The sequence below is a fragment of the Caulobacter segnis genome (assembly GCF_029543125.1).
Classification (GTDB): domain Bacteria; phylum Pseudomonadota; class Alphaproteobacteria; order Caulobacterales; family Caulobacteraceae; genus Caulobacter; species Caulobacter segnis_D.
On sequence record NZ_JARQWW010000002.1, the window covers coordinates 204020 to 225973 of the forward strand.

Here is a 21954-nt window from a genome sequence, read left to right on the forward strand (position 1 = left end):
TAAACGCAAGGCCCGCAATTATTGAAGGCGTTACAGCAAACGGCCGCGGATCGCCTGCGACAGCAGGTCGATCAGGGACACCGCGATGACGATCACCAGCGCGATGGCGGCGACGTTCGAGTAGGAGAAGCTGTTCAGATTGTCGAACAGCACCTGGCCGATGCCGCCGGCGCCGATCAGACCCAGCACGGTGGCCGCGCGGCTGTTCGATTCGAAGCGGTAGAGCGCGTAGGAGGTCCACAGCGGCGCCACCTGCGGGATGACGCCCCAGACAATCTCCTGCAGGGGCGCGGCGCCGGTGGCGCGGACGCCCTCGACCGGGCCCTTGTCGATGGACTCGACCGCTTCCGAGAACAGTTTGCCGAGCACGCCGCCCGTGTTGAGCGCCAGGGCCATGACGCCGGCGAACGGGCCAAGGCCCACGGCCACGATAAACACCGTGCCGATAACGAGGTCCGGCACCGAGCGGAGCACGTCCATCAGGCGGCGGACCGGATGGCGGATCCACGGCGGCGAGATGTTGCGCGCGCCCGCCAGGCCCAGCGGCACGGCGACCAGGACCGCGATCCCGGTGCCCCACAGGGCGATCTGGATCGTCAGCCACATCTGGGCGACGTAAAGCTTCCACTGGGTGAAGTCGGGGTTCAGGAACTCCGCCCCGAACTGGCGCATGTTGTCCGAGTTGGAGAACAGCAGCGGCAGCTTCTTCATCTCGGCCGGGCCGAAACTGATGATCAGCAGGGCCAGAATCCCGCCCCAGACCAGATAGTCGAAGAGACGATCCGAGAAGGCGCGGACGGGCGGCTTCAGGCTGGCGGTGTCGACGGCGCTCATCCGCTTATTCCGCCGGCTTGCCGGTCTTGGCTTCGAGCGCAGCGCGTTCGGCGCGCACGGCTTCCAGCGTCTTCCTGGCCTCGGCGATCTTGGCCGCGTCCTTGTCGTTCTCCGCCGCCGCTAGGGCGCCGGTGGCCTCCATTTCGCGGACCGGGATCAGGTGCGTGTTGTCGGCAGGCAGGAAGCCGCCGATGGACAGCTTGGCGAGGTTGGCGCGCTGGCGCTCGGCGTCCGGGCCCGTACCCTTGCCGTAGGTCAGCATGAACTGCCGCACCTTCTCCTTCACCGCCGGATCAAGATCCTTGCGCCAGACGATCGGGTCTTCCGGCAGGCGTGGCGACTCCCAGATCACGCGGATCTGGTTGGCGGCGCTTTCACCGCGCTCGCGGTTCAGTCGGATCGAGGTGGAGTTGTTGGTGGCCACGTCCAGCACGCCCTTGCCGACGGCGAAGAGGTTGGCCTGGTGATTGGCGGCGCGCACGGTCTTGAAGCAGCGCTCCGGCTTGATGCCCTTGGGCGAGAACAGATAGGTCATCGGCGCCAGGGTCCCCGAGGTGGACTTGGCGTCGCCGATGCCGAAGTCGAGACTCTTGTCGCACTTCAGCACGTCTTCCAGCGTGGTCTTGCTGGAGGCCGGCACGATCAGCACCGACTTGTAGCCGTCAGCGCCCGACGGATCGAAGGTGCGGGCGAAGACTTCGCCGTTGGAGCGGCGCACCGCCTCCAACCCCGACTGGTTGGAGAACCAGGCCACGTCGGTCTGCTTGAAGCGCATGGCCTCGATCAGCGAGGTGTAGTTCGACTGGAAGAACGGCTTGATCTTGTAGCCGGTGGCCTTCTCCATGTCGGCGAGGATGGGTCCCCACTCGGTCTGCAGGCCTTGGGCGTTCTCGACCGCCAGGATCGAGAAGTTGACCGTCGTCGGACCGCCAGCGCCCGGATCGGGCTTGCCGCAGCCGGCGAGGCCGAACAGGGCGAGGGCGGCGGCGCCAGCGAGGATGCTGCGGCGGATCATTGCGGAGCTCCTTCCCAGAACACGTCTTCGAATTCCGGGCCGTAGATGTCGATAAGGGTCTTGCGGTCGAGACCGGACGCCGGTCCGTCATAGACCTTCTGACCCGCTTTGAGAGCGACCACGCGGTCGCAGTAGCGCAGGGCGTAGTCGACCTGGTGCAGAGTGACGACGACGGTGAGGCCGTCCGTCTTGTTCAGGTCGCGGAGCAGCTCCATGACCTTGCGGGCGGAGACGGGGTCGAGCGAGGCGACCGGCTCGTCGGCCAGAATGATCTTGGCCTTCTGAACCAGGGCGCGGGCGATGGCGCCGCGCTGCTGCTGGCCGCCGGACAGGGTGTTGGCGCGCTGGGCGGCGTAGTCCGCGACACCCACGCGGGCCAGGGCGGCCATGGCGGCGTTCTGCGTCTCGGCCGGCCAGCGGCCGAGCAGGCCGCGCCAGAAGTTGATGCGCCCGAGCGAGCCGAGCACCACATTGGTGAACAGGCTCAGCCGGCCCACCAGATTGAATTGCTGGAAGATGAACCCGATGCGGATGCGCGTGTGGCGCACGTCGTCGGCGACCTTGCCCTTCGCCTGGATCTTCGCGCCGAACGCCTCGATGCGGCCTTCGCCGGCGTCGATGGTCTGCAGGCCGCTGATCGAGCGCAGCAGGGTCGACTTGCCTGAGCCCGAGGGCCCGATCAGGGCGATCATCTCGCCCTTGGCCACGTCGAGCGAAACCCCGCCGAGGGCTTTGCGCGCGCCGAAGGTCTTGGCGGCCTGGCGTATCGAAAGAACGGCGCCGGAGGGCTCTTTGGCGGTCATGGAAGGGTTTTCACCTGTCACGAAACGCCCCCTTTGATGAAGGAGGGACAAGACGCCTTTGTGACGTGGGGCGGCGTTCGTCAACAAGGGTCTTTACACAGGGGTCCGATTTCCCTATTTCGCACGGCTCCGGCGGACCCGAAGTCCTAACAAGCGCTGCTAACGCCGGCCTGGGTTCAACAATCAATGGGGGTTACGTGAATTGCACACGTACCATAAGCCCCTGGACCTGGTCCGTGAGCGGTCTCCGGAACGTCCTGTCGCCCTGGCGCGACCGGACGCGGTGGCTGTAGCGGCGCGCTGGTTCCAGACGAATTTTAAAGGCGACGTCTTTTATGCGGTGAAGGCCAATCCTTCGCCGTGGGTGATCCGTGAACTCGCGGCCGCCGGCGTGAAGTCGTTCGATGTGGCGTCGGTCCCCGAGATCGAGCTGGTGGCGGAGCACGCGCCGGGTTCGCGCATGGCGTTCATGCACCCGGTGAAGAGCCGTCGCGCCATCGCGGCGGCCTATCACGACCACGGCGTGCGGACCTTCTCCCTCGACACCCATGAGGAGCTCGAGAAGATTCTCGAGGCCACGGGCGGCGCGAAGGACCTCAATCTGATCGTCCGCCTCGGCGTGGCGGCGGAAGGCGCGTCCTACTCGCTGTCGGGCAAGTTCGGCGTCGATCTGCATCAGGCTCCCGCCCTGCTCCTGGCCGCGCGCCAAGCGACGCAGGACCTGATGGGCGTGTCGTTCCACGTGGGCTCGCAGTGCATGCGCCCCACCGCCTATCAGGCTGCGATGGCCCAGGCCTCGCGCGCCCTTGTCCGCGCCGGCGTGTTCGCCGACGTGGTCGACGTGGGCGGCGGCTTCCCCTCGGTCTATCCGGGCATGGTTCCGCCGGACATGAGCGAGTACCTGGCCTCCATCGACCGCGGCTTCGCCGAGATGATGGTCCACGAGACCACCGAGCTGTGGTGCGAACCCGGTCGGGCCCTCGTGGCTGAAGCCTCGTCGCTGCTGGTCAAGGTCGAGCTGAAGAAGGGCGACGCGCTCTATCTGAACGACGGCTCGTACGGCTCGATGTTCGACGCGGCCCACTTCAAGTGGCCGTTCCCGGTCAAGTCGTACCAGGCTGACGGCTCCGGCGAGCCGGAAGGTGAGCTGAAGCCGTTCCGCTTCTATGGCCCGACCTGCGACTCCATCGACCACATGCCCGGGCCGTTCTACCTGCCCGAGAGCGTGAACGAGGGCGACTACATCGAGATCGGCATGCTCGGCGCCTATGGCGTCGCCATGGCGACCCGGTTCAACGGCTACGGCGACAGCGACAGCGCCATTGTCGAGGACGCGCCGATGGCTTCGATGTTCGGTCTGGCCCGTCGGTCGATCCCGACCCCGGCCGCCAAGTCGGAGACCAACGTGGTCCGCCTGTCCCGCCCCAAGGGCGGCCGCAAGCAGCGCCGCAAGCGCTGAGACGCCTGATCTGACGAAGTGCGGAAGGGCGAAGTGAGAGCTTCGCCCTTTTCGCTTTTGGGGCGTTGGACGGAAGCGCTTAAAAAATATCGCAAACCGTCTATATAGCCGCCCCTATAGAAACACCCCTCGCCGGTCGCTCCGTCCCGGCGTGTCAGCGGGTCACGACGGGCGCTCACTTTCAGAGGATCCTCTGGCCATGAACGCTCCCGTTCCGAACACCAAGGCTGAACTGCTTCAGAAGACCGTCGAGCACGTCGACATGACGTCCTTCGACGCCCGGCCGATCATCGACTCCATGCGCAAGATGTCGTTCTCGTCGCGCGACACCGCCCGCGCCGCCGACATCTTCAACATGGCGCTGGAAGACAAGGACTGCTCGCCGTGGCTGATCCTGGCCGGCTCCACCTCGGCGGGCGGCTGCATGCACGTCTACCGTGACATGGTGAAGTTCGGCATGATCGACGCGATTGTGGCGACCGGCGCCTCGATCGTCGACATGGACTTCTTCGAAGCCCTCGGCTTCAAGCACTACCAAGCGGCTGGTCCGGTGGACGACAACATCCTGCGCGACAACTACATCGACCGCATCTACGACACCTACATCGACGAAGAAGAGCTGCAGGCCTGCGATCACACGATTCTGGAGATCTGCAACCGCCTGGAGCCGCGCGGCTATTCCTCGCGCGAGTTCATCTGGGAGATGGGCAAGTGGCTGTCGGAAGGCAACGCCAAGAAGCCCGGCTCGCTGATCCAGACCGCCTATGAAGAAGGCGTGCCGATCTTCTGCCCGGCCTTCGTGGACAGCTCGGCCGGCTTCGGTCTGGTGAAGCACCAGAAGGAGCGGATCGCCGAGGGTAAGCCGTACCTGATGATCGACGCCGTGGCGGACTTCCGCGAACTGACCGACATCAAGATCGCGGCGGGCACCACAGGCCTGTTCATGGTCGGCGGCGGCGTGCCGAAGAACTTCGCCCAGGACACCGTGGTCTGCGCCGAAATCCTCGGCGTGGAAGCCGACATGCACAAGTATGCGGTGCAGATCACCGTGGCCGACGTGCGCGACGGCGCCTGCTCGTCCTCGACGCTCAAGGAAGCCGCGTCCTGGGGCAAGGTCTCGACCACCTACGAACAGATGGTCTTCGCCGAAGCCACCACGGTCGTGCCGCTGATCGGTTCGGACGCCTATCACCGCGGCGCCTGGAAGGCCCGCACCAAGCCGCGCTGGGCCAAGCTGTTCGGCAAGGATTGATCCGCGAAGCTTTTGTGACAATGGTCCCCCGGAACACCGTTCCGGGGGATTTTTTGTTATGCGCTTCGTACTCGCCGCCGCCCTGCTTCTGACCGCCGGAACGGCTGTCGCGGCCCCGGCCAAGGAAGAGCCCAAGGGCTATCTGCCGACGCCGCTCGACACCACCATCATCGTGCCCCCCGCCCCGGTCGCCGGAACGACCCGCTATGAGGCCGACCGGACCATCTTCCTGTCGACCCGCTCGCTGAAGGACGGGCCGCGCTGGGCCCTGGCCCTGAAGGACGACCACTACGAGGGGCTGATGGGCGCCTTCGCCTGCGCCGTGGGCTTCACGCCGGACGAGAAGACCACGCCGACCCTGGTGAAGATCATGCACCGCATCGAGCCGGACCTGGACGCCGCCGTGCGCGCGGCCAAGACGCTGTACCAGCGACAGCGGCCGTTCCTGATCGACGAAGGCGAGATCTGCCTGCCCAAGACAGACGCCCTCAAGAAGAGCCCGGACTATCCCTCCGGCCACGGGACCCTCGGCTGGACCGCCAGCCTGATCCTGGCGGAGGCCGCGCCGGAGCGGGCCAGCCAGATCCTGCAGCGCGGCCGCGCCTTCGGCGAAAGCCGCATCGTCTGCGGCGTCCACAACGCCAGCGCCATCGAGGCGGCCCGCATCACCGGCAGCGCCCTGGTCGCCCGCCTGCACGGAGAGACGGCGTTCCGCAAGGACATGGACGCCGCCCGCGCCGAGGTCGCCAAGGCCCGCGCCACCACGCCCGCGCCGGATGCCGCAGCGTGCGAGACCGAGGCGGCCCTGATCGCAAAGCCGCCCTTCTGACGGAACAACCAGGCGGCGCGGAGATTGTCCCTCCACACGAAGGAGGCTTCCCATGTCCGAACAGCCGCAAAGCGAAGGCCGCAAGCAGAACGCCGCCCAACCCCTAGGCGAACGTTCCGGCCTCGTCTCCGACAAGAAGACCGATCAGATCGGCAAGCACGAGCAGAAGACCGCCGGTCCCGACGGCGGCGACGCTACGGAAACCACGGAAAACCGCAGCTTCCGTGGCCCAGACAGCGATCCCGCCGAAGGCAAGCGCCGCTAGCGTCGCTTGCGCAGGAGCGGCCTGCGTTCTACCTGATGGGCATGGGATGCGCTCACGAGCACGAACACCCCGGCCTATCGGGCCGATCACTGGCGGCGGAGCTGTCGGCCGCCGAAGCCCGCTGCGGCCGCGCCGACCAGCGCCTGACCCCGCCGCGCCGGCGCGTTCTGGAGCTGCTGCTGGAGGCCGGTCAGCCGGTGAAGGCCTATGATCTGATCGGCGCCTTCGGGACCGACGGCCAGGCCGCCAAGCCGCCCACCGTCTATCGCGCCCTGGAGTTCCTGGAGAAGCTGGGCTTCGCCCACCGCATCGAAAGCCTGAACGCCTACGTCGCCTGCAAGCATGGCGAGGCGGTGCATGCGGCGGCCTTCCTGATCTGCGACTGCTGCGGCGTAACCCAGGAGGTCGATCCCGCCGTGGGCAGCGCCATCGAGGCGGCGGGCGCCGCGGCCGGCTACAGCATCAGCACCGTGACCATTGAAGCGCACGGCATGTGCGCGGCCTGCCGCGCCTGAGCGCAAGACAACGAAAATAAATCGGGGGTGAAGCCGTGAGCGTGCAGACGGGGATCGAGGTCTGGCGCGGCGGCGTCAACACCTGGGAATGCGACGAGATGGGGCACATGAACGTGCGCTTCTACGTCGCCAAGGCCATGGAGGGCGTCGCCGGTCTGGCCGCCGCCATGGGCATGCCCGGCGCCTTCACCGCCAACACCAACGCCACCCTGATCGTCCGCGACATCCACGTCCGCTTCCTGCGCGAGGCGCATGCCGGAACTCTGCTGTCCATCGAGGGCGGGGTCGTCGAACTGGGCGAGACCGAGGCGCGGCTGGTGCTGATCATGCGCCATGTGGACGGGACGCCCGCGGCCACCTTCCAGATCGGCGTCAGCCACACCACCCGACTGGGCGAGCCCTTCCCCTGGCCGGCGGCGGCCCTGGCCAAGGTCGACGCCCTGCGCGTGGAGGTCCCCGAGGCCGCCCGCCCCCGCAGCATCGATATCGCGCCCTTCGAAAGCCAAGCCAGCCTGGCGGCGGCGGACGAACTGGGCCTGGGCCGCATCGGCCTGGGCGTCATCGGCCCGCAGGATTGCGACGTGTTCGGCCGCATGCGGCCGGAGGTCTATATCGGCCGCGTCTCCGACGGCGCCGCCTTCGTGGTCGGCGCGCCGCGGGCCGCGATCATCGAGCATGCGGAGCAGCAACCCGCCCGCGTCGGCGGGGCGGTGCTGGAGCTGCACCAGACCTTCGCCGCCTGGCCGCGCGCGGGTCAGAGGTTCGAGCTGCGTTCCGGCGTGCTGGGCGCGGAGACGCGGACTTTCCGCGTCATCCACTGGCTGCTGGATCCGGACACCGGCGCGCCGCTGGGCTCGGCCCTGGCCGTGGTCGCCGCCTTCGACCTGGACGCCCGCAAGCTGGTGGCCGTCACCGACGCCGCGCGCGACGCGGTCGCCAAGCTGTCGACGCCGGGTCTCGCCCGCTAGCTCTACACCGCCGCCGTCAATGCCTCGCGCACCAGGTCGGGGCGCTCCATGGCGATGAAGTGCCCCGTGCCGGGGACCGTGCTGAGCGAGAAGTTCGGCTTGTGCGCCATCAGGGGAGAGGCCTCCGTCAGGCTGCAGGTGGAGTGACGCTCCGCCCGCAGGATGCGGGCCGGGACGTTGATCCTGCGCAATGCGCCCCAGCTGTCGTGGCCCTGGGCGGCATAGTTCGAGGCTTCCCATGCGGGCGGACAGGCCAGTCTCAGATCGCCTTCGCCCGTCGGGATCAGGCCGTCCTCCAGATAGTCGCGCAACATCTCGTCCGGCCAGGTCTTGAACGCGCCCCGGCCGTGATAGCCGGCGAAAGCCGTCTCCCGGTCCGGGAAGCGGTCACGGCGGCGCACGGCGGCCGTGGCCAAGGGAAAGCCCTTAAGCGCCGCTGACGCCGCCCAGGGCAGTTGCGCCGCCCACCAGGCCGCGCGCGGCGTCACCACGGGGTCCAGAAGCACCAGGGCGCGCGCCGCGCCTGGACGCTTCGCCGCCGCCAGCAGACTGGCCGTGCCGCCCATGGAGTGACCCGCCAGCACAGGAGCCGGGCCGCCCAGAACATCCAGCAGCGCCAGCAGATCGTCGCGCAGGTCGTTCCACGAGGACCGAGGCTCGCGCTTCAGCGGCAGGTTCGTATGGCCGTGCCCCCGCTGATCGACGGCCAGGATCCGCAGATCCTTCAGCGGCGCCAGGATCGACCGGTAGGTCATGGCGTTGAAGCCGTTGGCGTTCAGGAACACCACGTCCACCGGACGGTCCGCCGGCCCGAACTCCAGACCCGCCATGGTCCCGCCGGGCACGGTGAAGGTTCGCCGCTGGAATCCGGTCTCGCTTGCGGCGGCTTGGCCCATGGGTGCAGTCTCCAATCGAAACGCGCTCTTACACCGCCCGGGAGGGCCGATGCACCCCATCTTCACCGTGGGCTACGAGACCGACACCCAGAGCGGCATGATCGACCGTCTGAAGGCCGGCGGCGTGAAACAGGTGATCGACGTGCGGGCGGTCGCCTCCTCCCGCAAGGCCGGCTTCTCCAAGAGCCTGCTGGCCGCCAGCCTGAACGAGGCGGGCATCGCCTATGTCCACCTGCGCCCGCTGGGTACGCCCAAGGCCGGCCGCGACGCCGCGCGGGCAGGCCGCACGGACGAGATGCGCGCCATCTTCGAGGGCCACATGCAGGAGCCGGAGGCTCAGCTGGCCCTGAAGCAGGCGGAGGAGCTGGCGGCCGAAACGCCCAGCGCCCTGCTCTGCTACGAGGATCGCGCCTGCGACTGTCATCGCGCCATTCTCGCCGACAAGCTGCGGGCCCGGCTGAAATGCGAGGTTGTCGATCTCTGACCCCGCCGGATAGGCTCGCCTCAAACAAACATATGTCGGGAGGCGTCAGTAAGATGGGGGAACACTTGTCCGAACCCAGTTGCTTCAAGGTCGAGATCGCCGACGGGGTGGCGCACGTCCAGATGGCCAGGCCCAAGGCCATGAACGCCATGAACAAGGCGTTCTGGCATCAGTTGCCGGCGATCATCGAGGACATCGACTGCAACGCCAAGGCGCGCTGCATCGTCATTTCCTCCACCGGCAAACACTTCTCGGCGGGCATGGACCTGTCGGTGTTCGACGGCATAGGCGACAGCGGCGGGGCCGACCGCCACGTCTCCGGCGAGGCTTTCCGGCGCAAGGTCCATGCCTTGCAGGACACCTTCAGCTGCCTGGACAAGGCGCGCATGCCGGTGATCGTCGCCATCCAGGGCGGCTGCATCGGCGGGGCGGTGGACATGACCAGCGCCTGCGACATCCGCTACGCCAGCGCCGACGCCTTCTTCGTGATCCAGGAGATCAACATCGGCATGACTGCCGACGTGGGCACCTTCCCGCGCCTGTGCAAGCTGATCCCCGAGGGCTGGGTTCGGGAGCTGGCCTATACCGGCCGCCGCCTGCCGGCCCAGAAGGCCAAGGAGATCGGCCTGGTCAACGAGGTGTTCGACACCCACGAAGAGCTGGTCGCACACGCCCTGGCCACGGCCAAGGAGATCGCCGCCAAGTCGCCCCTGGCCGTGGCCGGCTCGAAGGTGATGATCAACTACGCCCGCGACCATTCCATCAACGACAGCCTGGACTACATCGCCACGTGGCAGACGGGCATGTTCGCCGGCGGACACATGGCGGAGTCCTTCAAGGCCAAGCAGGAGAACCGCGAGCCGGTCTATCCCGACCTGCTGCCTCTTTCGAAGGGTCTCTAGGGCCCGGCGGGGGCGTCGAACTCGGCGTCCCTCAGATCCGCCCCATCGAAACGGGCGTGGGTGGTGTCGGCCTCCAGGAAGCGGGCCCGATGAGCGACGGCCCCGCGCAGGTCGGCGTGACGCAGCACCGCACGGATCAGGTCGGCGCGGATGAACCGTCCCTCGGCGATGCGCAGAGGGCCCAGGTTCGCCCCGCGCAGGTCGGCCCGCGTCAGGCGTGCGCCGGTGAGCCGGGCGCCGCGCAGGTCGGCGTTTTTCAGCCGCGCGCCGCGCAGATCCGCGCCGGACAGGTCGCAGCCCTGCAGCTCCGCGCCTTCCAGATTGACGCCGAACATCACCGCCTCCGGCGCCACAAGAGCGGTCAGCTTGCGTCCCTGAAGGCAGCGCACCACGCGGAAGTCCACGGGCGGCAAGCGCGCCGGGCGGCCTTCGCGCCCGTCGGTCAGCCGCCAGCGCTCATGTGCGGCCAGAACGTCCTCCAGCGGCTCGTCGTCCACATAGACGACGGTGGGCGGCTCGCGCAGGACATCGCTGAGATCGGCGTCGGTCAGGCGCGCGCCGGTCATCTCCGCCTCGGCCAGGTTCGCCCGCTTCAACGAAGCGCCGCTGAGGTCGGCCTGGGCGATGTCAGCCTTGGAAAGATCGGCGCCGTCCAGCACCGCCTTGCCCAGCTTGGCGCCCCGCAGGGACGCTCCCGCCAGGCAGGCGTCCGTGAAGTCCGCCGCCCGGGCGGAGGTCCCGGCCATGCGCGCGCCCGACAAGTCCGCGCCATGCAGGATCGCGTAGTCCAGCTCCCCAGGCCGTTTGCCGTGCTTCAACAGCTTCAAGCCCTGGCGCGCGTCGTGCAGGGCCGTGCGCCCCTCGCGCAGGTCGCAGCCCCGCAGATCAGCGCCCGACAGGTTCGCCCCGCGCAGGCAAGCGCCGCGCAGATCAGCCCGGCCCAGGTCGCTGTTGCGCAGGTCGGCGTCACGCAGATCGACGCCGTACAGGCTGGCCCGCTCCAGCGTGGCGTTGCTCAGGTCGGCGCCTTCCAGCACCGCCCCGGTCAGGTCGGCGTCGGTCAGGTTCGCGCCGCTCAGATCAAAGGCGGACAGGTCCACATAGGCGAGGCAGGCGCGGCGGCCGCCCTGTTTGCCGCATAGGTAGCGTTCATGCGCGTCGAGCGCGGCGCGCACGGCGCCGACGTCCATCCTGTGCAGAAGGCTGGGCGCGCCTCGCATCACAAACCGACCGATAGTTCCATGAACGACGGTCCGCCGACCGTCGCCCCACCCATATTGCGCAGGCGGCCCTAAAACCAGCCTTTTCGCCGGAACCAGACCAGCGGCAGCACGGCGGAGATCAGCATCAACCCCAGCGCCATGGGATAGCCGCCCATCCAGCGCAGTTCGGGCATATGCTCGAAGTTCATGCCGTAGATCGCTCCGATCAGGGTCGGCGGCAGCAGGGCCACCGTGAAGATCGAGAACATCTTGATGATCGAGTTCTGCTCGATGTTGATCAGGCCCAGGGCCGCATCCAGCAGGAAGGTGACATTCCCCGCCAGATATCCGGCGTGGTCGGTCAGGGATTGGATGTCGCGCTGCAGGGTCTTCACCCGGTCCAGCAGGTCGGCGTCCATCTCCATCTGGCCGGTGATAGTGGCGTAGCTGACCAGGCGCGACAGGCTGACGAGACTTTCCCGGGCCTTGGCGCCGGTCATCTGCGCCTTGCCCAGACGGTTGATGATCGGCTGGAAGCCGGCGGTCTTGGGCGTGCGGAAAATGGCCACCGACACCGCCTCCACCTCGGCGGCGGTCCGCTCCAGAATATCGGCGACCCGGTCGACGACCGCGTCGAGAATGCCGACCATGATCGCCGCGCCGTCGGGATGGGGCGGCTTCTGCAGCTCCGCCTGGGCTGCGTAGACCGCAAAGGCCCTGGGCTCGCCGTAGCGGATGGTGATGAGCCGCTCGCCGGCCAGGACGAAGGTGATCGGAGCGATGCTCGGCAGGTCCGCGTCGCTGTTGACTAGGATCGAGGCGGTGAGGAAGGTCGCGCCGTCTTCCTGGTAAATGCGGGAGGAGGCCTCGATCTCGGCCATGTCCTCGCGCGTGGGCAACATGAAGCCCAGGGCCTTCTCGACCTTCAGCTCCTCCTCGCGCGTGGGTTCGATCAGATCGATCCAGACCGCGTCGCTGGGCAGGACCCAATCGGTGCTCAACAGCGGGCATTCGAGCCCGGCGTCGCTGCGGCGAAGAAGTTTCAGCATGGGCAGCCTCCCAGGCTCCGGCTATCGCCCGAGCCCGGAGACAAGGTCAACGCGGGCCGTCGCGTTCGTCAGCCGACGGAGGCCCTTGGGTCGTCGCGGCCGCGATGAGGGCGGCGATGCGGTCGGTGGCGTCGGCGGCCTGGGTGATCAGCCCGAACGGCGAGGCGCCCGGACGGACGGCGGCGCTGACCGTGCCCACGGCCGACTGGGCCATGGCCATGGCGGCGGAGCCGGCCTTGCCGACTTTCTCGCTGGCCGACGCAACCGCGATGGCCTGGGCGTTCTGGTAGATGAAGCCGTGGGTCGGATAGACGGTCGAGCCGAGGTCGCGGGCCGGGTCGTACCAGACCTTCACCTGGGACCAGTCGCCGTTCGGCGACACGTCGACCACGGTGACGTCCTTCTCCACCTGGCCGCGCGTGCCTTCGATGACGGACCAGTTGGCGTGGGTGATCTGAATGACGCGGTCGGTCAACACCTGGCTGACGACGGCCACATGGCCCAGGCGCATGCGGCCGGTGGGCTGGAAGCAGAGAACCGAACCGGCCTTGGGCGTGTAGCCGACCTCGTAGCGGCCACGCGCCTGGCCCCACCAAGTGCGGGCGTCGCCGAAAATCTGAATGCCTGAAATGAGGCGTGCGAACGGAACGCACTGCCAGTAGCCGTCAGCCACGGCGCCGGAAAACGGCACGAGGCTCAAAAACAAAGCGGCGGCCAGGGAGCCGATGCCGGCTCTCGTCCGTTGACGCATGTTCGGGTACTCCCCCGCGACACTCGGGATAAGGGGTAACTGTCTCACGCAGTTATGAAAAGAGGGTTTACGGTCGCAGCCGATTAACCCTGTGGAAACCTTGGGAACCTTCACCGCAAAAATGCGATTCTCGACGATCCTCTTGGGCAGTTCCCATAGACAAGCTTAGATAGTCTTCACGTTCTCCACCACTTAGAACAGGCCGATCCACAGATGACCGACCTCCTCGCTCTCGCCGCCGACCCGGCCGCCTGGGCCGCCCTCGTGACCCTCATCGTGATGGAGGTGGTCCTGGGCATCGACAACCTCATCTTCATCTCGATCCTATCGAACAAGCTGCCTGAGGCCAACCGCCAGAAGGTCCGCCGCCTTGGCATCGGGCTGGCCCTGGTGATGCGCCTGGGGCTCCTGACGACCATCGCCTGGATCGTCGGCCTGACCGCGCCGGCCTTCGCCATCCTCGGCAACGAGTTCAGCTGGCGCGACATCATCCTGATCGCCGGCGGCCTGTTCCTGGTATGGAAGGCGACCAAGGAGATCCACCACACCGTCGACCCGGCTCCATCCGACGCGATCCTGGACAAGACCCCGGCCTCGGCGGCGGTGACCAACGTCGGCTCGGCGATCGTCCAGATCATCCTGCTGGACATCGTGTTCTCGATTGACTCGATCCTGACGGCCGTGGGCATGACCGAGCACCTGCCGGTGATGATGATCGCCGTGATCGTTGCGGTGGTGGTGATGCTGATCGCCGCGGACCCGCTGGCGAACTTCATCAACAAGAACCCAACCGTGGTCATGCTGGCCCTCGGCTTCTTGCTGATGATCGGCATGGTGCTGATCGCCGACGGTTTCGGCTACCACGTGCCCAAGGGCTACATCTATGCGGCCATGGCCTTCTCGGCTGGGGTCGAGGCCCTGAACATGCTGGCCCGGCGAAAGCCGCCGCAGAAGCACTGACGGACTTGAAGGGCGGGCCGCAAGGTCCGCCCTTTTCCGTTGCGCCTACAGGAAGCTGTAGGGATCCACGTCGATAGTCATCCGCACGGCGTTGGGCGGCTTGGCCCGCGCCTTCCAGGTCGACAGATAACCCTGAAGATCGATGTTTCGGTCGGCGCGGACCAGCAGGCGCTTGCGCCGGCGGCCGCGGATCAGGCTGAGCGGCGCGTCGGCCGGGCCGAACACCTCAACCCCTTCCGCATTGGGCGCGGCGGCGGCCAGGGCGCGGGCATAGGCCTCAAGCGCCGGGGCGTTCTCGCTGGACAGGACGATGGCCGCCAGACGGCCGTAGGGCGGCAGGCCGGCGATCTCCCGCGCCGCCATCTCGGCGTCGATGAAGGCTTCGCGGTCCTGGGCGGCCAGGGCCTGCATCACCGGATGCTCGGGGGCGTAGGTCTGCAGCATGGCGCGGCCCGGTTTGTCGTGCCGCCCGGCGCGGCCGGCGGCCTGGGCCAGAAGCTGGAAGGTCCGCTCCCCCGCCCGCAGGTCGCCGCCGCGCAGGCCGAGGTCGGCGTCCACCACCCCCACCAGAGTCAGGTTCGGGAAGTTGTGCCCCTTGGCCGCCGCCTGGGTGGCCACGAGGATGTCGATCTCCCCCTGGGCCATGCTCTCCACCAAGGCCCGGGCGCCGGCGGCGTCGAACACGGTGTCCGAGGAGAAGACCGCCACGCGGGCGTCAGGGAACAGGCTCTGCGCCTCCTCTTGCACCCGCTCCACCCCCGGGCCGATGGAGACCAGGCTGTCCTTGGCCCCACAGTGCGGACAGGTGTCCGGCTTCTTCATGGAGAAGCCGGTGAGGTGGCAGACGAGACGGCCAGTGTAGCGATGCTCCACCAGCCAGCTGTCAGTGTCCGGCGCGGTCATCCGCTCGCCGCAGGCGCGGCACAGGACGAGCGGCGCGTAACCCCGGCGGTTCAGGAACAGCAGGGATTGCTCGCCCCGCGCCAGGGTCTCGCCCATGGCGCGGACCAGCGGCGGCGACAGCCAGCGGTCCCGCTCCGGCGGCGTCTGGCGCAGGTCGATCAGGGACACGTCCGGCAGGCGCGCCGCGCCGTGCCGCTCCGACAGGCGCAGCCAGCGGTAACGGCCGGCCTGAGCGTTCCACAGGGTCTCCATGGAGGGGGTGGCGGAGGCGAGCACCACCAGCGCGCCCTCCAACTTGGCCCGGGCCACGGCCAGGTCGCGGGCCTGGTAGATGAAGCCCTCATCCTGCTTGTAGGAGCCGTCGTGCTCCTCATCGACCACGATCATCCGCAGCTTCTTGAACGGCAGGAACAGGGCCGAACGGGCGCCGATGGCGATGCGGGCGGAGCCGGCGGCCACCGCCTCCCAGGTCCGGCGGCGGCGCGGCGGGGTGATGGCGCTGTGCCATTCGCAGGGCGGCGCGCCGAAGCGGGCCTCGAAGCGGGCTATCACCGCCTGGGTCAGGGCGATCTCCGGCAGCAGGATCAGAATTTGCGCATCAGGCTCCTCAGCCAGGGCGCGGGCCACGGCCTCAAGATAAACCTCGGTCTTGCCCGAGCCCGTCACGCCATCCAACAGGGCCGACTGGAAGCCGCCTGCGCTGAACAGGTCGCCCAGCGCCTTGGCTGAGGCGGCCTGGCTGGGATTGAGCTGGGCGGCCGGCAGGGTCAGGTCGGGCGGCGGCGGGTTCAGGTGCGTCTCGATCAGCCGCACCTCCAGAACACCCTCGTCCACCATCCCCTTCACCACGCCGGCGGACACGCCGGCTTCAACGGCCAGGGCCGCGCCCGGCATCTGGCGCTCGCCGATGGTCTCCAGGACCTTGGTGCGGGCGGGGGTGGCGCGCGCCGGCGCCTTGCCGGTGGCGACGACCAGGCGCTCCGGCTTGGGCGCTGGCGCCCGCAGGCCGCGCAGGGCGATGGCGAGCGGCCAGCCCGGAGCGTCGACCGAGTAACGCGCGGCCCACTGCACGAAGGCTAAGGTGCCTGGCGGAAGGGGCGGCCCCTCCAACTTCTCGGCCACGCTTTTCAGAGGGCGATTCATCCCCGAACCGTCACGCAGGTCGGTGACGACACCATGCATCAGACGCGGTCCGAGCGGCGCGGCGACGTGATCGCCGACGGCCAGATCCATGCCTTCGGGCTCGAAATAATCGAACGCCTCGGGCAGCGGCATGGGCAGGAGAATGGAGGCGACGCGCGGCATGGTCGGCCTTCACATGGGGGATAAATCCCGCGCCGTCGAGGCCGTCTGTTTCATCGTCAAGCGCATGTTAACCGCGATGATCGATACATGGTTGGGTTGTATTCCCAGTGAGGCGCAGATGAGCGACGCGACGCGGGCCTATGCCCTTCCGGACCTCGAAGCAGAGATGGTGCGCGATTTCCTCCGCGCCGAACCCGGCTTCGTGCGCGACGACTTCGACCTTCTGAAGGATCTGGGTCTGCGCCTGGACGCCGCCAATCTGGTGGATTTCGGTCCCGCCGCCTTGGCCCGCGTCAGCGCCGCCCACAAGCGCGAAAGCACCGCCCGCCGCCAGCTGGAGGCCACGGCCCGCGCCAATTTCGCCGCCCAAGCCCAGACCCATGCGGCGGTGATCGACATCCTCGAAGCCCGCAATCATTCGGACCTCGCCGTCCGCATTGACGATCTGGCCATGAGCCGTTTCGGCCTGTCGGCCGGCGCCATCGCCCTGGAAGGTCCCGAGCGCGTGCCCGCCGGCTGGTTCCCGCTGGTGGAGAGCCAGGTGGACATGATCCTGGACGGCCGCGGCTGGCGCATGGGCTTCCATTTCCCGGCCCTGGCCCTGTTCGGCGACAAGGCCGAGCAGGTGCGCAGCATGGCCATGGTCCGCATGGGCCTGTGGGGCGACACCCGCCAAGCCATCCTCGCCTTCGGCTCGCCGGAGCACGACGGCTTCACCCCGGACATGGGCCCGGAGCTGGTCGCCTTCCTGGCCGAAGTGACCATGCGCACGGCGGAGCGATGGCCCGTTCTTTGAGCATAGGTGATCTGTGAATGCGCGGGAGGCCCTGGCCGCCTGGCTGGAGCACCTGACCCACGAGAAGCGCGCCTCGCCCCGCACCGTGCGGGCCTATGGCGACAACATCCTGGCCTATCTGAATTTCCTCGAGCGGCACCAAGGCGGCGCCCTGTCGCTGGCTGATCTGGGCAAGCTGAGCGCGGGGGACATCCGCGCCTATCTGGCCCACCGCCGGCAGGGGGAGCAGGCCCTGTCGCCGCGATCCCTGTCGCAGGTCCTGTCGTCCATCCGCACTTTTCACGGCTTCCTCGACCGGCGCCTGGAGACGCCCAACGCCGCCATCGCCCTGGTGAAGGGGCCGAAAGTGGTTCCTGGCGCCCCGCGTCCCGTATCGGAAGACGCCGCGCGCGGCCTGATCACCGAGGTGTCCCTCGACCCGGATCGCGAGGACTGGGAGGTTCTGCGCGACGAGGCGGTGCTGACCCTGCTGTGGGGCTGCGGCCTGCGGATTTCAGAGGGACTGTCGCTGCTGCGCCGGGACGCGCCGCTGCCGTCCAGCCTGCGGATCACCGGCAAGGGCGGAAAGACGCGGCTGTCGCCGGTATTGCCCCAGGTGCGGGAGACGGTGGACGCCTATGTGGCCGCTCTGCCCTTCAACCTGTCGCCGGAAGAGCCGTTGTTCCGCGCCAAGCGCGGCGGGCCGTTGAGCCCGCGCCATGTGCAGGCGCTGATGCAGCGGCTGCGGGGCCGTCTGGGCCTGCCGGACAGCGCCACGCCACACGCCCTGCGCCACAGCTTCGCCACGCACCTGTTAGGCGCGGGCGCGGATCTTCGGGTCATTCAGGAACTGCTGGGCCACGCCTCGCTATCGACGACGCAGCGCTACACTCAGGTGGACGCCGCTGGCCTGCTGGCCGCCTACGGCAAGGCGCATCCGCGCGCCTAGCGGCGCGGGGACGGCAGCGTGCGCTCCACATCCTGACGGATGATGACTGGGACCGGGCAGCCATCCACGCGTCGACTGACCGCAAGCTCCATCCGAGCGGGCGGCTGCTTGCTTAGTGGTTCAGATTTCGGGGGCTGACCGCGCAAGACAGCATTGTTGTTTGCATGGAAGAACTGCCGCTGGAAGCAGGACTTTTCACGAGCAACCTGAAACATCTTTGCGGTGGTCAGCGGCGGCGCAATAGTCGTCGCGGCGGCGGCGAGAAGAGCGGCGGTCAGCATGGCGGATTCCCTCGTTCGACGCCGAGAATACCACCATAACTAGAGCAGAAAAGCGGCCTAAGCCGCAGGCAGTTCGCGCGGCTTGCGGTCCGCGCCCAGGGCCACGAAGGTGAAGGTGGCCTCGGTGACCTTGTGGGTCTCCTCGCCCTCGCGATGACGGCGCCAGGCCTCCACGTGAATCTTCATGGAGGTGCGGCCGCTGGCCACGAGATCGGCGTAGAAGCTGACCTCGTCGCCGACGATCACCGGCCGCAGGAAAGTCATGGAGTCGACGGCGATGGTCGCCGCGCGGCCTCGGGACCGGCGGGCCGCCACGGTGCCGGCCGCCAAGTCCATCCAGCTCATCAGCCAGCCGCCGAAGATGTCGCCCGCCGGGTTTGCGTCGGCGGGCATGGCGACCACCCGGATGACCGGGGCCTCCTCGGGCGGCCGCTCCTGGCTCATCAGGCCTGCATCGTCCAGCCTTCGACGCCCATGGCCGCCTGGCGCAGGGCCTCGGAGCGGGTCGGGTGCGGGTGGCAGGTGCGGGCCACGTCTTCCGACGCGGCCGAGAACTCCATGGCCACGCAGTATTCGGCGATCATGTCGCCGACGTTCGGGCCGACCATGTGGACGCCGAGGATTCGGTCGGTCTTGGCGTCGGCCAGAACCTTCACGAAGCCCTCGTTCTCATGGTTGATCTTGGCGCGGCTGTTGGCCGTGAACGGGAACTTGCCGACCTTGTAGGCGACGCCCGCGGCCTTCAGGTCCTCCTCGGTCTTGCCGACCGTGGCCACTTCCGGCTTCGTGTAGATCACGCCCGGAATGATGTCGTAGTTCATATGGCCGGCCTTGCCGGCGATCAGCTCGATGCAGGCCACGGCCTCGTCCTCGGCCTTGTGGGCGAGCATCGGGCCGGTGGTCACGTCGCCAACCACCCACACGTTCTGGGCGCCGGTCTTGTAATGGTCGTTGGCGATCACGCCGCGCTTGTCGGTCTGGATCCCCACGGTCTCCAGGCCCAGGCCCTGGGTGTAGGGACGACGGCCGATGGCGACCAGGACGTAATCGGCCTTGATGGTTTCGGCCGCGCCGCCGGCCACGGGCTCGACGGACAGTTCGACGCCCTTGCCGGTGTTCTTCGCGCCGGTGACCTTGGCGCCCAGCTTGAACTGGAAGCCCTGCTTCTGCAGCGAACGCTGGAAGGTCTTGGCGGTCTCTTCGTCCGTGCCCGGCAGGATGCGGTCGAGGAATTCGACCACGGTCACTTCCGCGCCGAGGCGACGCCACACCGAACCCAGCTCCAGGCCGATGACGCCGGCGCCGATGACGACCAGGCTCTTGGGCACTTCCGGCAGGCTCAGGGCGCCGGTGGAGTCGACGATGCGCTTCTGGTCGATCTCGACGCCCGGCAGCGGGGTCGGCTCGGAGCCGGTGGCGATGACGATATGCTTGGTTTCAAGCGTGGTCTCGGCGCCGTCTTCGCCCTTCACGACCACCTTGCCGGGGCCGTCGATGCGGCCCCAGCCCTTGATCCACTCGACCTTGTTCTTCTTGAAGAGGAACTCGATGCCCTTGGTCAGGCCTTCGACGCTGTCGGCCTTTTGCTTCATCATCTGGTCGAGGTTCAGCTTCGGCTTCACCTCAATGCCCAGGGTGGCGAACTCGCCGCCCACGGCCGCTTCATAGAGCTCCGAGGCGTGCAGCAGGGCCTTGGACGGCATGCAGCCGACGTTCAGGCAGGTGCCGCCCAGCTTGCCGCGGCCTTCGATGACCGCGACCTTCAGGCCCAGTTGTCCGGCGCGGATACCGGCGTTGTAGCCGCCGGGACCACCCCCGATGATGACGACGTCGTACTGGGCCATGGGATCTGCCTTGTCTTCTTGCGGGTCAGGGATGCGGCGGCGCCAGGTCGTGCTTGGCGGCCAGGTATCGGGTGATCGGTCGGGCGTCGGAGAGGAAGCTGGCGCCGTTCGCCTGCTGGATCTCGTCGCCCTCTTGCGGCTCGGCGAGGATCAGGACCGGACAGCCCTGGTTCGCCTCGCCGATGCGCTGGGCGATGTCGCCGCGCGGGCGCGGGTAGTCCACATAGACCACGTCCAGCGCCTCGCGCACTTGGGGGTAGTAGGCCAGGTAGCCCTCCATCATCGCGCAGTCCGGGCAGAACCAGGGTTTCCCCATGTCCTCGAAACCGGCCTTCAGCAGATAGAGCGCATCCCTGGCCATAGAGCCTTAGAGCTCCAGCAGCAGACGCTGCGGGTCTTCGATGGCTTCCTTCACCTTGACCAGGAAGGTCACGGCGCCGGCGCCGTCGACGATGCGGTGATCGTAGGACAGGGCCAGGTACATCATCGGGCGGATCTCGATCTTGCCGTTGATGACCATCGCACGCTCCTTGATCGCGTGCATGCCGAGGATGCCCGACTGCGGCGCGTTGAGGATCGGCGTCGACATCAGCGAGCCGTAGATGCCGCCGTTGGTGATCGTGAAGGTGCCGCCCTGCATGTCGTCGATGCCGAGCTGGCCCGAACGGGCGCGCTTGCCCAGATCGCCGATGGTCTTTTCGATCTCGGCCAGGTTCTTGGCGTCCGCGTCACGGACGACCGGAACCACCAGACCCTTGTCGGTGCCGACGGCGACGCCGATGTCGTAGTGGTTCTTGTAGATGACGTCCTGACCGTCGATCTCGGCATTGACGTCCGGGATGTCCTTCAGGGCGGCGACGACGGCCTTGGTGAAGAAGCTCATGAAGCCGAGCTTCACGCCGTGACGCTTTTCGAAGACGTCCTTGTACTGGCTGCGCAGAGCCATGACCGCCGTCATGTCGACCTCGTTGAAGGTCGTCAGCATGGCGGCCGTGTTTTGGGCCTCCTTCAGGCGGCGGGCGATGGTCTGACGCAGGCGCGTCATCTTCACCCGCTCCTCGCGCTCGTGCAGGGCGCGCGGAGCCGACGGAGCGGCGGCCGGGGCGGGAGCGGCGGCGCGGGTTTCCAGGGCGGCGAGCGCGTCGCCCTTGGTGATGCGGCCGTCCTTGCCCGTGCCGGTCACCTTGGAGGTGTCCAGGCCGGTCTCGGCGGCGATGCGGGCCACCGACGGCGCCAGCGGCATGGCCGACGGAGCAGCGGCCGGGGCCGGAGCCGCGGCAGGCGCCGGAGCAGCCTTCGGCGCGGCGGCGGCGGCGCCAGCGGAGGCTCCACCGATGCGGGCCAAGACCTGACCCGGCGTCACGGCCGCGCCTTCGGCGGCGAGGATTTCGGAGAGCACGCCGTCAGCCGGAGCCGCGACCTCGACCGCGACCTTGTCGGTCTCGATCTCGACCAGGACTTCGTCCTTCTTCACGGCGTCGCCGGCCTTCTTGGTCCACTTGCCGACCACGCCTTCGGCGACGCTTTCGCCCATGGCGGGGGTGGTGACCTCCACGCCGCCGGCGGCCGGAGCCGAGGTGTCCGGCACCGGACCGGACGACGGGGGGGCCTTGCCCTTCTGCGGTTCGGGCTGGGCTTCGCCAGCCGGCGCGGCGGCCGATTGGGCCGGCTTGGCCGAAGCCTTGCCGCCTTCGGCGACGACGCCCAGGACCG

24 protein-coding genes are annotated in these 21954 nt (G+C 68.0%); 11 read left to right on the forward strand and 13 right to left on the reverse strand.

Translation table 11 applies throughout. From position 1 onward, the window contains the following. Nucleotides 1-30: 30 nt before the first annotated feature. From phnE to phnC, 3 genes are read right to left on the reverse strand one after another with little or no spacing between them, the layout of a single operon-like run. On the reverse strand, nt 31-834 hold the full coding sequence (phnE, locus tag P7B02_RS05750) for a phosphonate ABC transporter, permease protein PhnE (RefSeq protein ID WP_277785367.1): 804 nt from the start codon (nt 832-834) through the stop codon (nt 31-33). 4 nt (nt 835-838) lie between these two features. Continuing rightward, nucleotides 839-1849: a phosphate/phosphite/phosphonate ABC transporter substrate-binding protein gene (gene phnD / locus P7B02_RS05755; RefSeq protein ID WP_277785368.1), complete on the reverse strand. Its 1011-nt coding sequence runs from the start codon at nt 1847-1849 to the stop codon at nt 839-841. Further along, nucleotides 1846-2652 carry a phosphonate ABC transporter ATP-binding protein gene (phnC, locus tag P7B02_RS05760; RefSeq protein WP_277785369.1) on the reverse strand — a complete coding sequence of 269 codons (807 nt, stop codon included), beginning with the start codon at nt 2650-2652 and terminating at the stop codon, nt 1846-1848. The genes phnD and phnC overlap by 4 nt, the downstream gene beginning before the upstream one ends. A 202-nt stretch (nt 2653-2854) precedes the next feature. On the opposite strand from phnC, the gene P7B02_RS05765 reads away from it, so the two are divergent. From P7B02_RS05765 to P7B02_RS05790, 6 genes are all read left to right on the forward strand, one after another. After that, complete coding sequence (locus tag P7B02_RS05765; protein WP_277785370.1) at nt 2855-4111, forward strand: type III PLP-dependent enzyme; 1257 nt, start codon at nt 2855-2857, stop codon at nt 4109-4111. A 199-nt stretch (nt 4112-4310) separates the two neighbouring features. Beyond that, nucleotides 4311-5363 carry a 1,9-bis(guanidino)-5-aza-nonane synthase gene (locus P7B02_RS05770; protein WP_277785371.1) on the forward strand — a complete coding sequence of 351 codons (1053 nt, stop codon included), beginning with the start codon at nt 4311-4313 and terminating at the stop codon, nt 5361-5363. Nucleotides 5364-5421: 58 nt separating this feature from the next. Continuing rightward, nucleotides 5422-6192: an acid phosphatase gene (locus tag P7B02_RS05775; RefSeq protein ID WP_277785372.1), complete on the forward strand. Its 771-nt coding sequence runs from the start codon at nt 5422-5424 to the stop codon at nt 6190-6192. Between the two features lie 52 nt (nt 6193-6244). Further along, nucleotides 6245-6457 carry a hypothetical protein gene (locus P7B02_RS05780; protein ID WP_277785373.1) on the forward strand — a complete coding sequence of 71 codons (213 nt, stop codon included), beginning with the start codon at nt 6245-6247 and terminating at the stop codon, nt 6455-6457. 35 nt (nt 6458-6492) lie between these two features. Further along, nucleotides 6493-6972: a Fur family transcriptional regulator gene (locus P7B02_RS05785; protein ID WP_277785374.1), complete on the forward strand. Its 480-nt coding sequence runs from the start codon at nt 6493-6495 to the stop codon at nt 6970-6972. A 35-nt stretch (nt 6973-7007) separates the two neighbouring features. Next, the gene (locus tag P7B02_RS05790; RefSeq protein WP_277785375.1) at nt 7008-7940 is read left to right on the forward strand and encodes an acyl-ACP thioesterase; all 933 of its coding nucleotides are present in this window, start codon (nt 7008-7010) and stop codon (nt 7938-7940) included. Between the two features lie 2 nt (nt 7941-7942). On the opposite strand, the gene P7B02_RS05795 is transcribed toward P7B02_RS05790, so the two are convergent. After that, nucleotides 7943-8836 carry an alpha/beta fold hydrolase gene (locus tag P7B02_RS05795; RefSeq protein ID WP_277785376.1) on the reverse strand — a complete coding sequence of 298 codons (894 nt, stop codon included), beginning with the start codon at nt 8834-8836 and terminating at the stop codon, nt 7943-7945. 49 nt (nt 8837-8885) lie between these two features. Between P7B02_RS05795 and P7B02_RS05800 the strand changes: the two genes are divergently transcribed. Further along, on the forward strand, nt 8886-9320 hold the full coding sequence (locus P7B02_RS05800; protein ID WP_277785377.1) for a DUF488 domain-containing protein: 435 nt from the start codon (nt 8886-8888) through the stop codon (nt 9318-9320). 65 nt (nt 9321-9385) lie between these two features. Beyond that, nucleotides 9386-10222, forward strand: a complete 837-nt coding sequence (locus P7B02_RS05805) for a crotonase/enoyl-CoA hydratase family protein (RefSeq protein WP_277785378.1) — start codon at nt 9386-9388, stop codon at nt 10220-10222. Here P7B02_RS05805 and P7B02_RS05810 read toward each other — a convergent pair. From P7B02_RS05810 to P7B02_RS05820, 3 genes are all read right to left on the reverse strand, one after another. Next, nucleotides 10219-11412: a pentapeptide repeat-containing protein gene (locus tag P7B02_RS05810; RefSeq protein ID WP_277785379.1), complete on the reverse strand. Its 1194-nt coding sequence runs from the start codon at nt 11410-11412 to the stop codon at nt 10219-10221. The two genes, P7B02_RS05805 and P7B02_RS05810, sit on opposite strands and share 4 nt — an antisense overlap. A 101-nt stretch (nt 11413-11513) precedes the next feature. Continuing rightward, nucleotides 11514-12473: a magnesium transporter CorA family protein gene (locus tag P7B02_RS05815; RefSeq protein ID WP_277785380.1), complete on the reverse strand. Its 960-nt coding sequence runs from the start codon at nt 12471-12473 to the stop codon at nt 11514-11516. 46 nt (nt 12474-12519) lie between these two features. Then, on the reverse strand, nt 12520-13224 hold the full coding sequence (locus tag P7B02_RS05820) for a CHAP domain-containing protein (protein WP_277785381.1): 705 nt from the start codon (nt 13222-13224) through the stop codon (nt 12520-12522). Nucleotides 13225-13437: 213 nt separating this feature from the next. Here P7B02_RS05820 and P7B02_RS05825 point away from each other — a divergent pair, with 213 nt between their 5' ends. Beyond that, nucleotides 13438-14184: a TerC family protein gene (locus tag P7B02_RS05825; protein WP_277785382.1), complete on the forward strand. Its 747-nt coding sequence runs from the start codon at nt 13438-13440 to the stop codon at nt 14182-14184. A gap of 45 nt (nt 14185-14229) precedes the next feature. Here the strand turns inward: P7B02_RS05825 and P7B02_RS05830 are convergent, their stop codons facing one another. Beyond that, a complete protein-coding gene (locus P7B02_RS05830) occupies nt 14230-16392 on the reverse strand; it encodes a primosomal protein N' (protein WP_277785383.1) in 2163 nt (720 codons plus the stop codon). A gap of 118 nt (nt 16393-16510) precedes the next feature. Between P7B02_RS05830 and P7B02_RS05835 the strand changes: the two genes are divergently transcribed. Continuing rightward, nucleotides 16511-17188 carry a DUF484 family protein gene (locus P7B02_RS05835; protein ID WP_277785384.1) on the forward strand — a complete coding sequence of 226 codons (678 nt, stop codon included), beginning with the start codon at nt 16511-16513 and terminating at the stop codon, nt 17186-17188. Between the two features lie 13 nt (nt 17189-17201). Next, on the forward strand, nt 17202-18116 hold the full coding sequence (locus P7B02_RS05840; protein ID WP_277785385.1) for a tyrosine recombinase XerC: 915 nt from the start codon (nt 17202-17204) through the stop codon (nt 18114-18116). On the opposite strand, the gene P7B02_RS05845 is transcribed toward P7B02_RS05840, so the two are convergent. The 5 genes from P7B02_RS05845 to odhB are packed head-to-tail and all read right to left on the reverse strand — an operon-like array spanning nt 18113 to nt 21796. Continuing rightward, on the reverse strand, nt 18113-18397 hold the full coding sequence (locus tag P7B02_RS05845) for a hypothetical protein (protein WP_277785386.1): 285 nt from the start codon (nt 18395-18397) through the stop codon (nt 18113-18115). The genes P7B02_RS05840 and P7B02_RS05845 overlap by 4 nt on opposite strands. Nucleotides 18398-18454: 57 nt before the next feature. Beyond that, the gene (locus P7B02_RS05850; RefSeq protein WP_277785387.1) at nt 18455-18841 is read right to left on the reverse strand and encodes an acyl-CoA thioesterase; all 387 of its coding nucleotides are present in this window, start codon (nt 18839-18841) and stop codon (nt 18455-18457) included. Next, nucleotides 18841-20241 (reverse strand): dihydrolipoyl dehydrogenase, encoded by a 1401-nt coding sequence (lpdA, locus tag P7B02_RS05855; RefSeq protein ID WP_277785388.1) that lies wholly within the window; start codon nt 20239-20241, stop codon nt 18841-18843. The genes P7B02_RS05850 and lpdA overlap by 1 nt, the downstream gene beginning before the upstream one ends. Nucleotides 20242-20266: 25 nt before the next feature. Further along, nucleotides 20267-20602 (reverse strand): DUF3088 family protein, encoded by a 336-nt coding sequence (locus P7B02_RS05860; RefSeq protein WP_277785389.1) that lies wholly within the window; start codon nt 20600-20602, stop codon nt 20267-20269. A 6-nt stretch (nt 20603-20608) separates the two neighbouring features. Beyond that, nucleotides 20609-21796, reverse strand: coding sequence for a 2-oxoglutarate dehydrogenase complex dihydrolipoyllysine-residue succinyltransferase (gene odhB, locus P7B02_RS05865; protein WP_277785997.1), 1188 nt, complete (start codon nt 21794-21796; stop codon nt 20609-20611). Nucleotides 21797-21954: the final 158 nt, after the last annotated feature.

Coding starts and splice junctions, on each gene's coding strand:
- P7B02_RS05820 (WP_277785381.1), bottom strand. CDS start 13,224: ATGCGTCAACGGACGAGAGCCGGCATCGGCTCCCTGGCCGCCGCTTTG.
- P7B02_RS05780 (WP_277785373.1), top strand. CDS start 6,245: ATGTCCGAACAGCCGCAAAGCGAAGGCCGCAAGCAGAACGCCGCCCAA.
- P7B02_RS05795 (WP_277785376.1), bottom strand. CDS start 8,836: ATGGGCCAAGCCGCCGCAAGCGAGACCGGATTCCAGCGGCGAACCTTC.
- phnE (WP_277785367.1), bottom strand. CDS start 834: ATGAGCGCCGTCGACACCGCCAGCCTGAAGCCGCCCGTCCGCGCCTTC.
- P7B02_RS05810 (WP_277785379.1), bottom strand. CDS start 11,412: ATGGACGTCGGCGCCGTGCGCGCCGCGCTCGACGCGCATGAACGCTAC.
- P7B02_RS05860 (WP_277785389.1), bottom strand. CDS start 20,602: ATGGCCAGGGATGCGCTCTATCTGCTGAAGGCCGGTTTCGAGGACATG.
- phnD (WP_277785368.1), bottom strand. CDS start 1,849: ATGATCCGCCGCAGCATCCTCGCTGGCGCCGCCGCCCTCGCCCTGTTC.
- P7B02_RS05785 (WP_277785374.1), top strand. CDS start 6,493: ATGGGCATGGGATGCGCTCACGAGCACGAACACCCCGGCCTATCGGGC.
- P7B02_RS05835 (WP_277785384.1), top strand. CDS start 16,511: ATGAGCGACGCGACGCGGGCCTATGCCCTTCCGGACCTCGAAGCAGAG.
- P7B02_RS05775 (WP_277785372.1), top strand. CDS start 5,422: ATGCGCTTCGTACTCGCCGCCGCCCTGCTTCTGACCGCCGGAACGGCT.
- P7B02_RS05830 (WP_277785383.1), bottom strand. CDS start 16,392: ATGCCGCGCGTCGCCTCCATTCTCCTGCCCATGCCGCTGCCCGAGGCG.
- phnC (WP_277785369.1), bottom strand. CDS start 2,652: ATGACCGCCAAAGAGCCCTCCGGCGCCGTTCTTTCGATACGCCAGGCC.
- P7B02_RS05800 (WP_277785377.1), top strand. CDS start 8,886: ATGCACCCCATCTTCACCGTGGGCTACGAGACCGACACCCAGAGCGGC.
- P7B02_RS05845 (WP_277785386.1), bottom strand. CDS start 18,397: ATGCTGACCGCCGCTCTTCTCGCCGCCGCCGCGACGACTATTGCGCCG.
- P7B02_RS05850 (WP_277785387.1), bottom strand. CDS start 18,841: ATGAGCCAGGAGCGGCCGCCCGAGGAGGCCCCGGTCATCCGGGTGGTC.
- lpdA (WP_277785388.1), bottom strand. CDS start 20,241: ATGGCCCAGTACGACGTCGTCATCATCGGGGGTGGTCCCGGCGGCTAC.
- P7B02_RS05825 (WP_277785382.1), top strand. CDS start 13,438: ATGACCGACCTCCTCGCTCTCGCCGCCGACCCGGCCGCCTGGGCCGCC.
- P7B02_RS05770 (WP_277785371.1), top strand. CDS start 4,311: ATGAACGCTCCCGTTCCGAACACCAAGGCTGAACTGCTTCAGAAGACC.
- P7B02_RS05815 (WP_277785380.1), bottom strand. CDS start 12,473: ATGCTGAAACTTCTTCGCCGCAGCGACGCCGGGCTCGAATGCCCGCTG.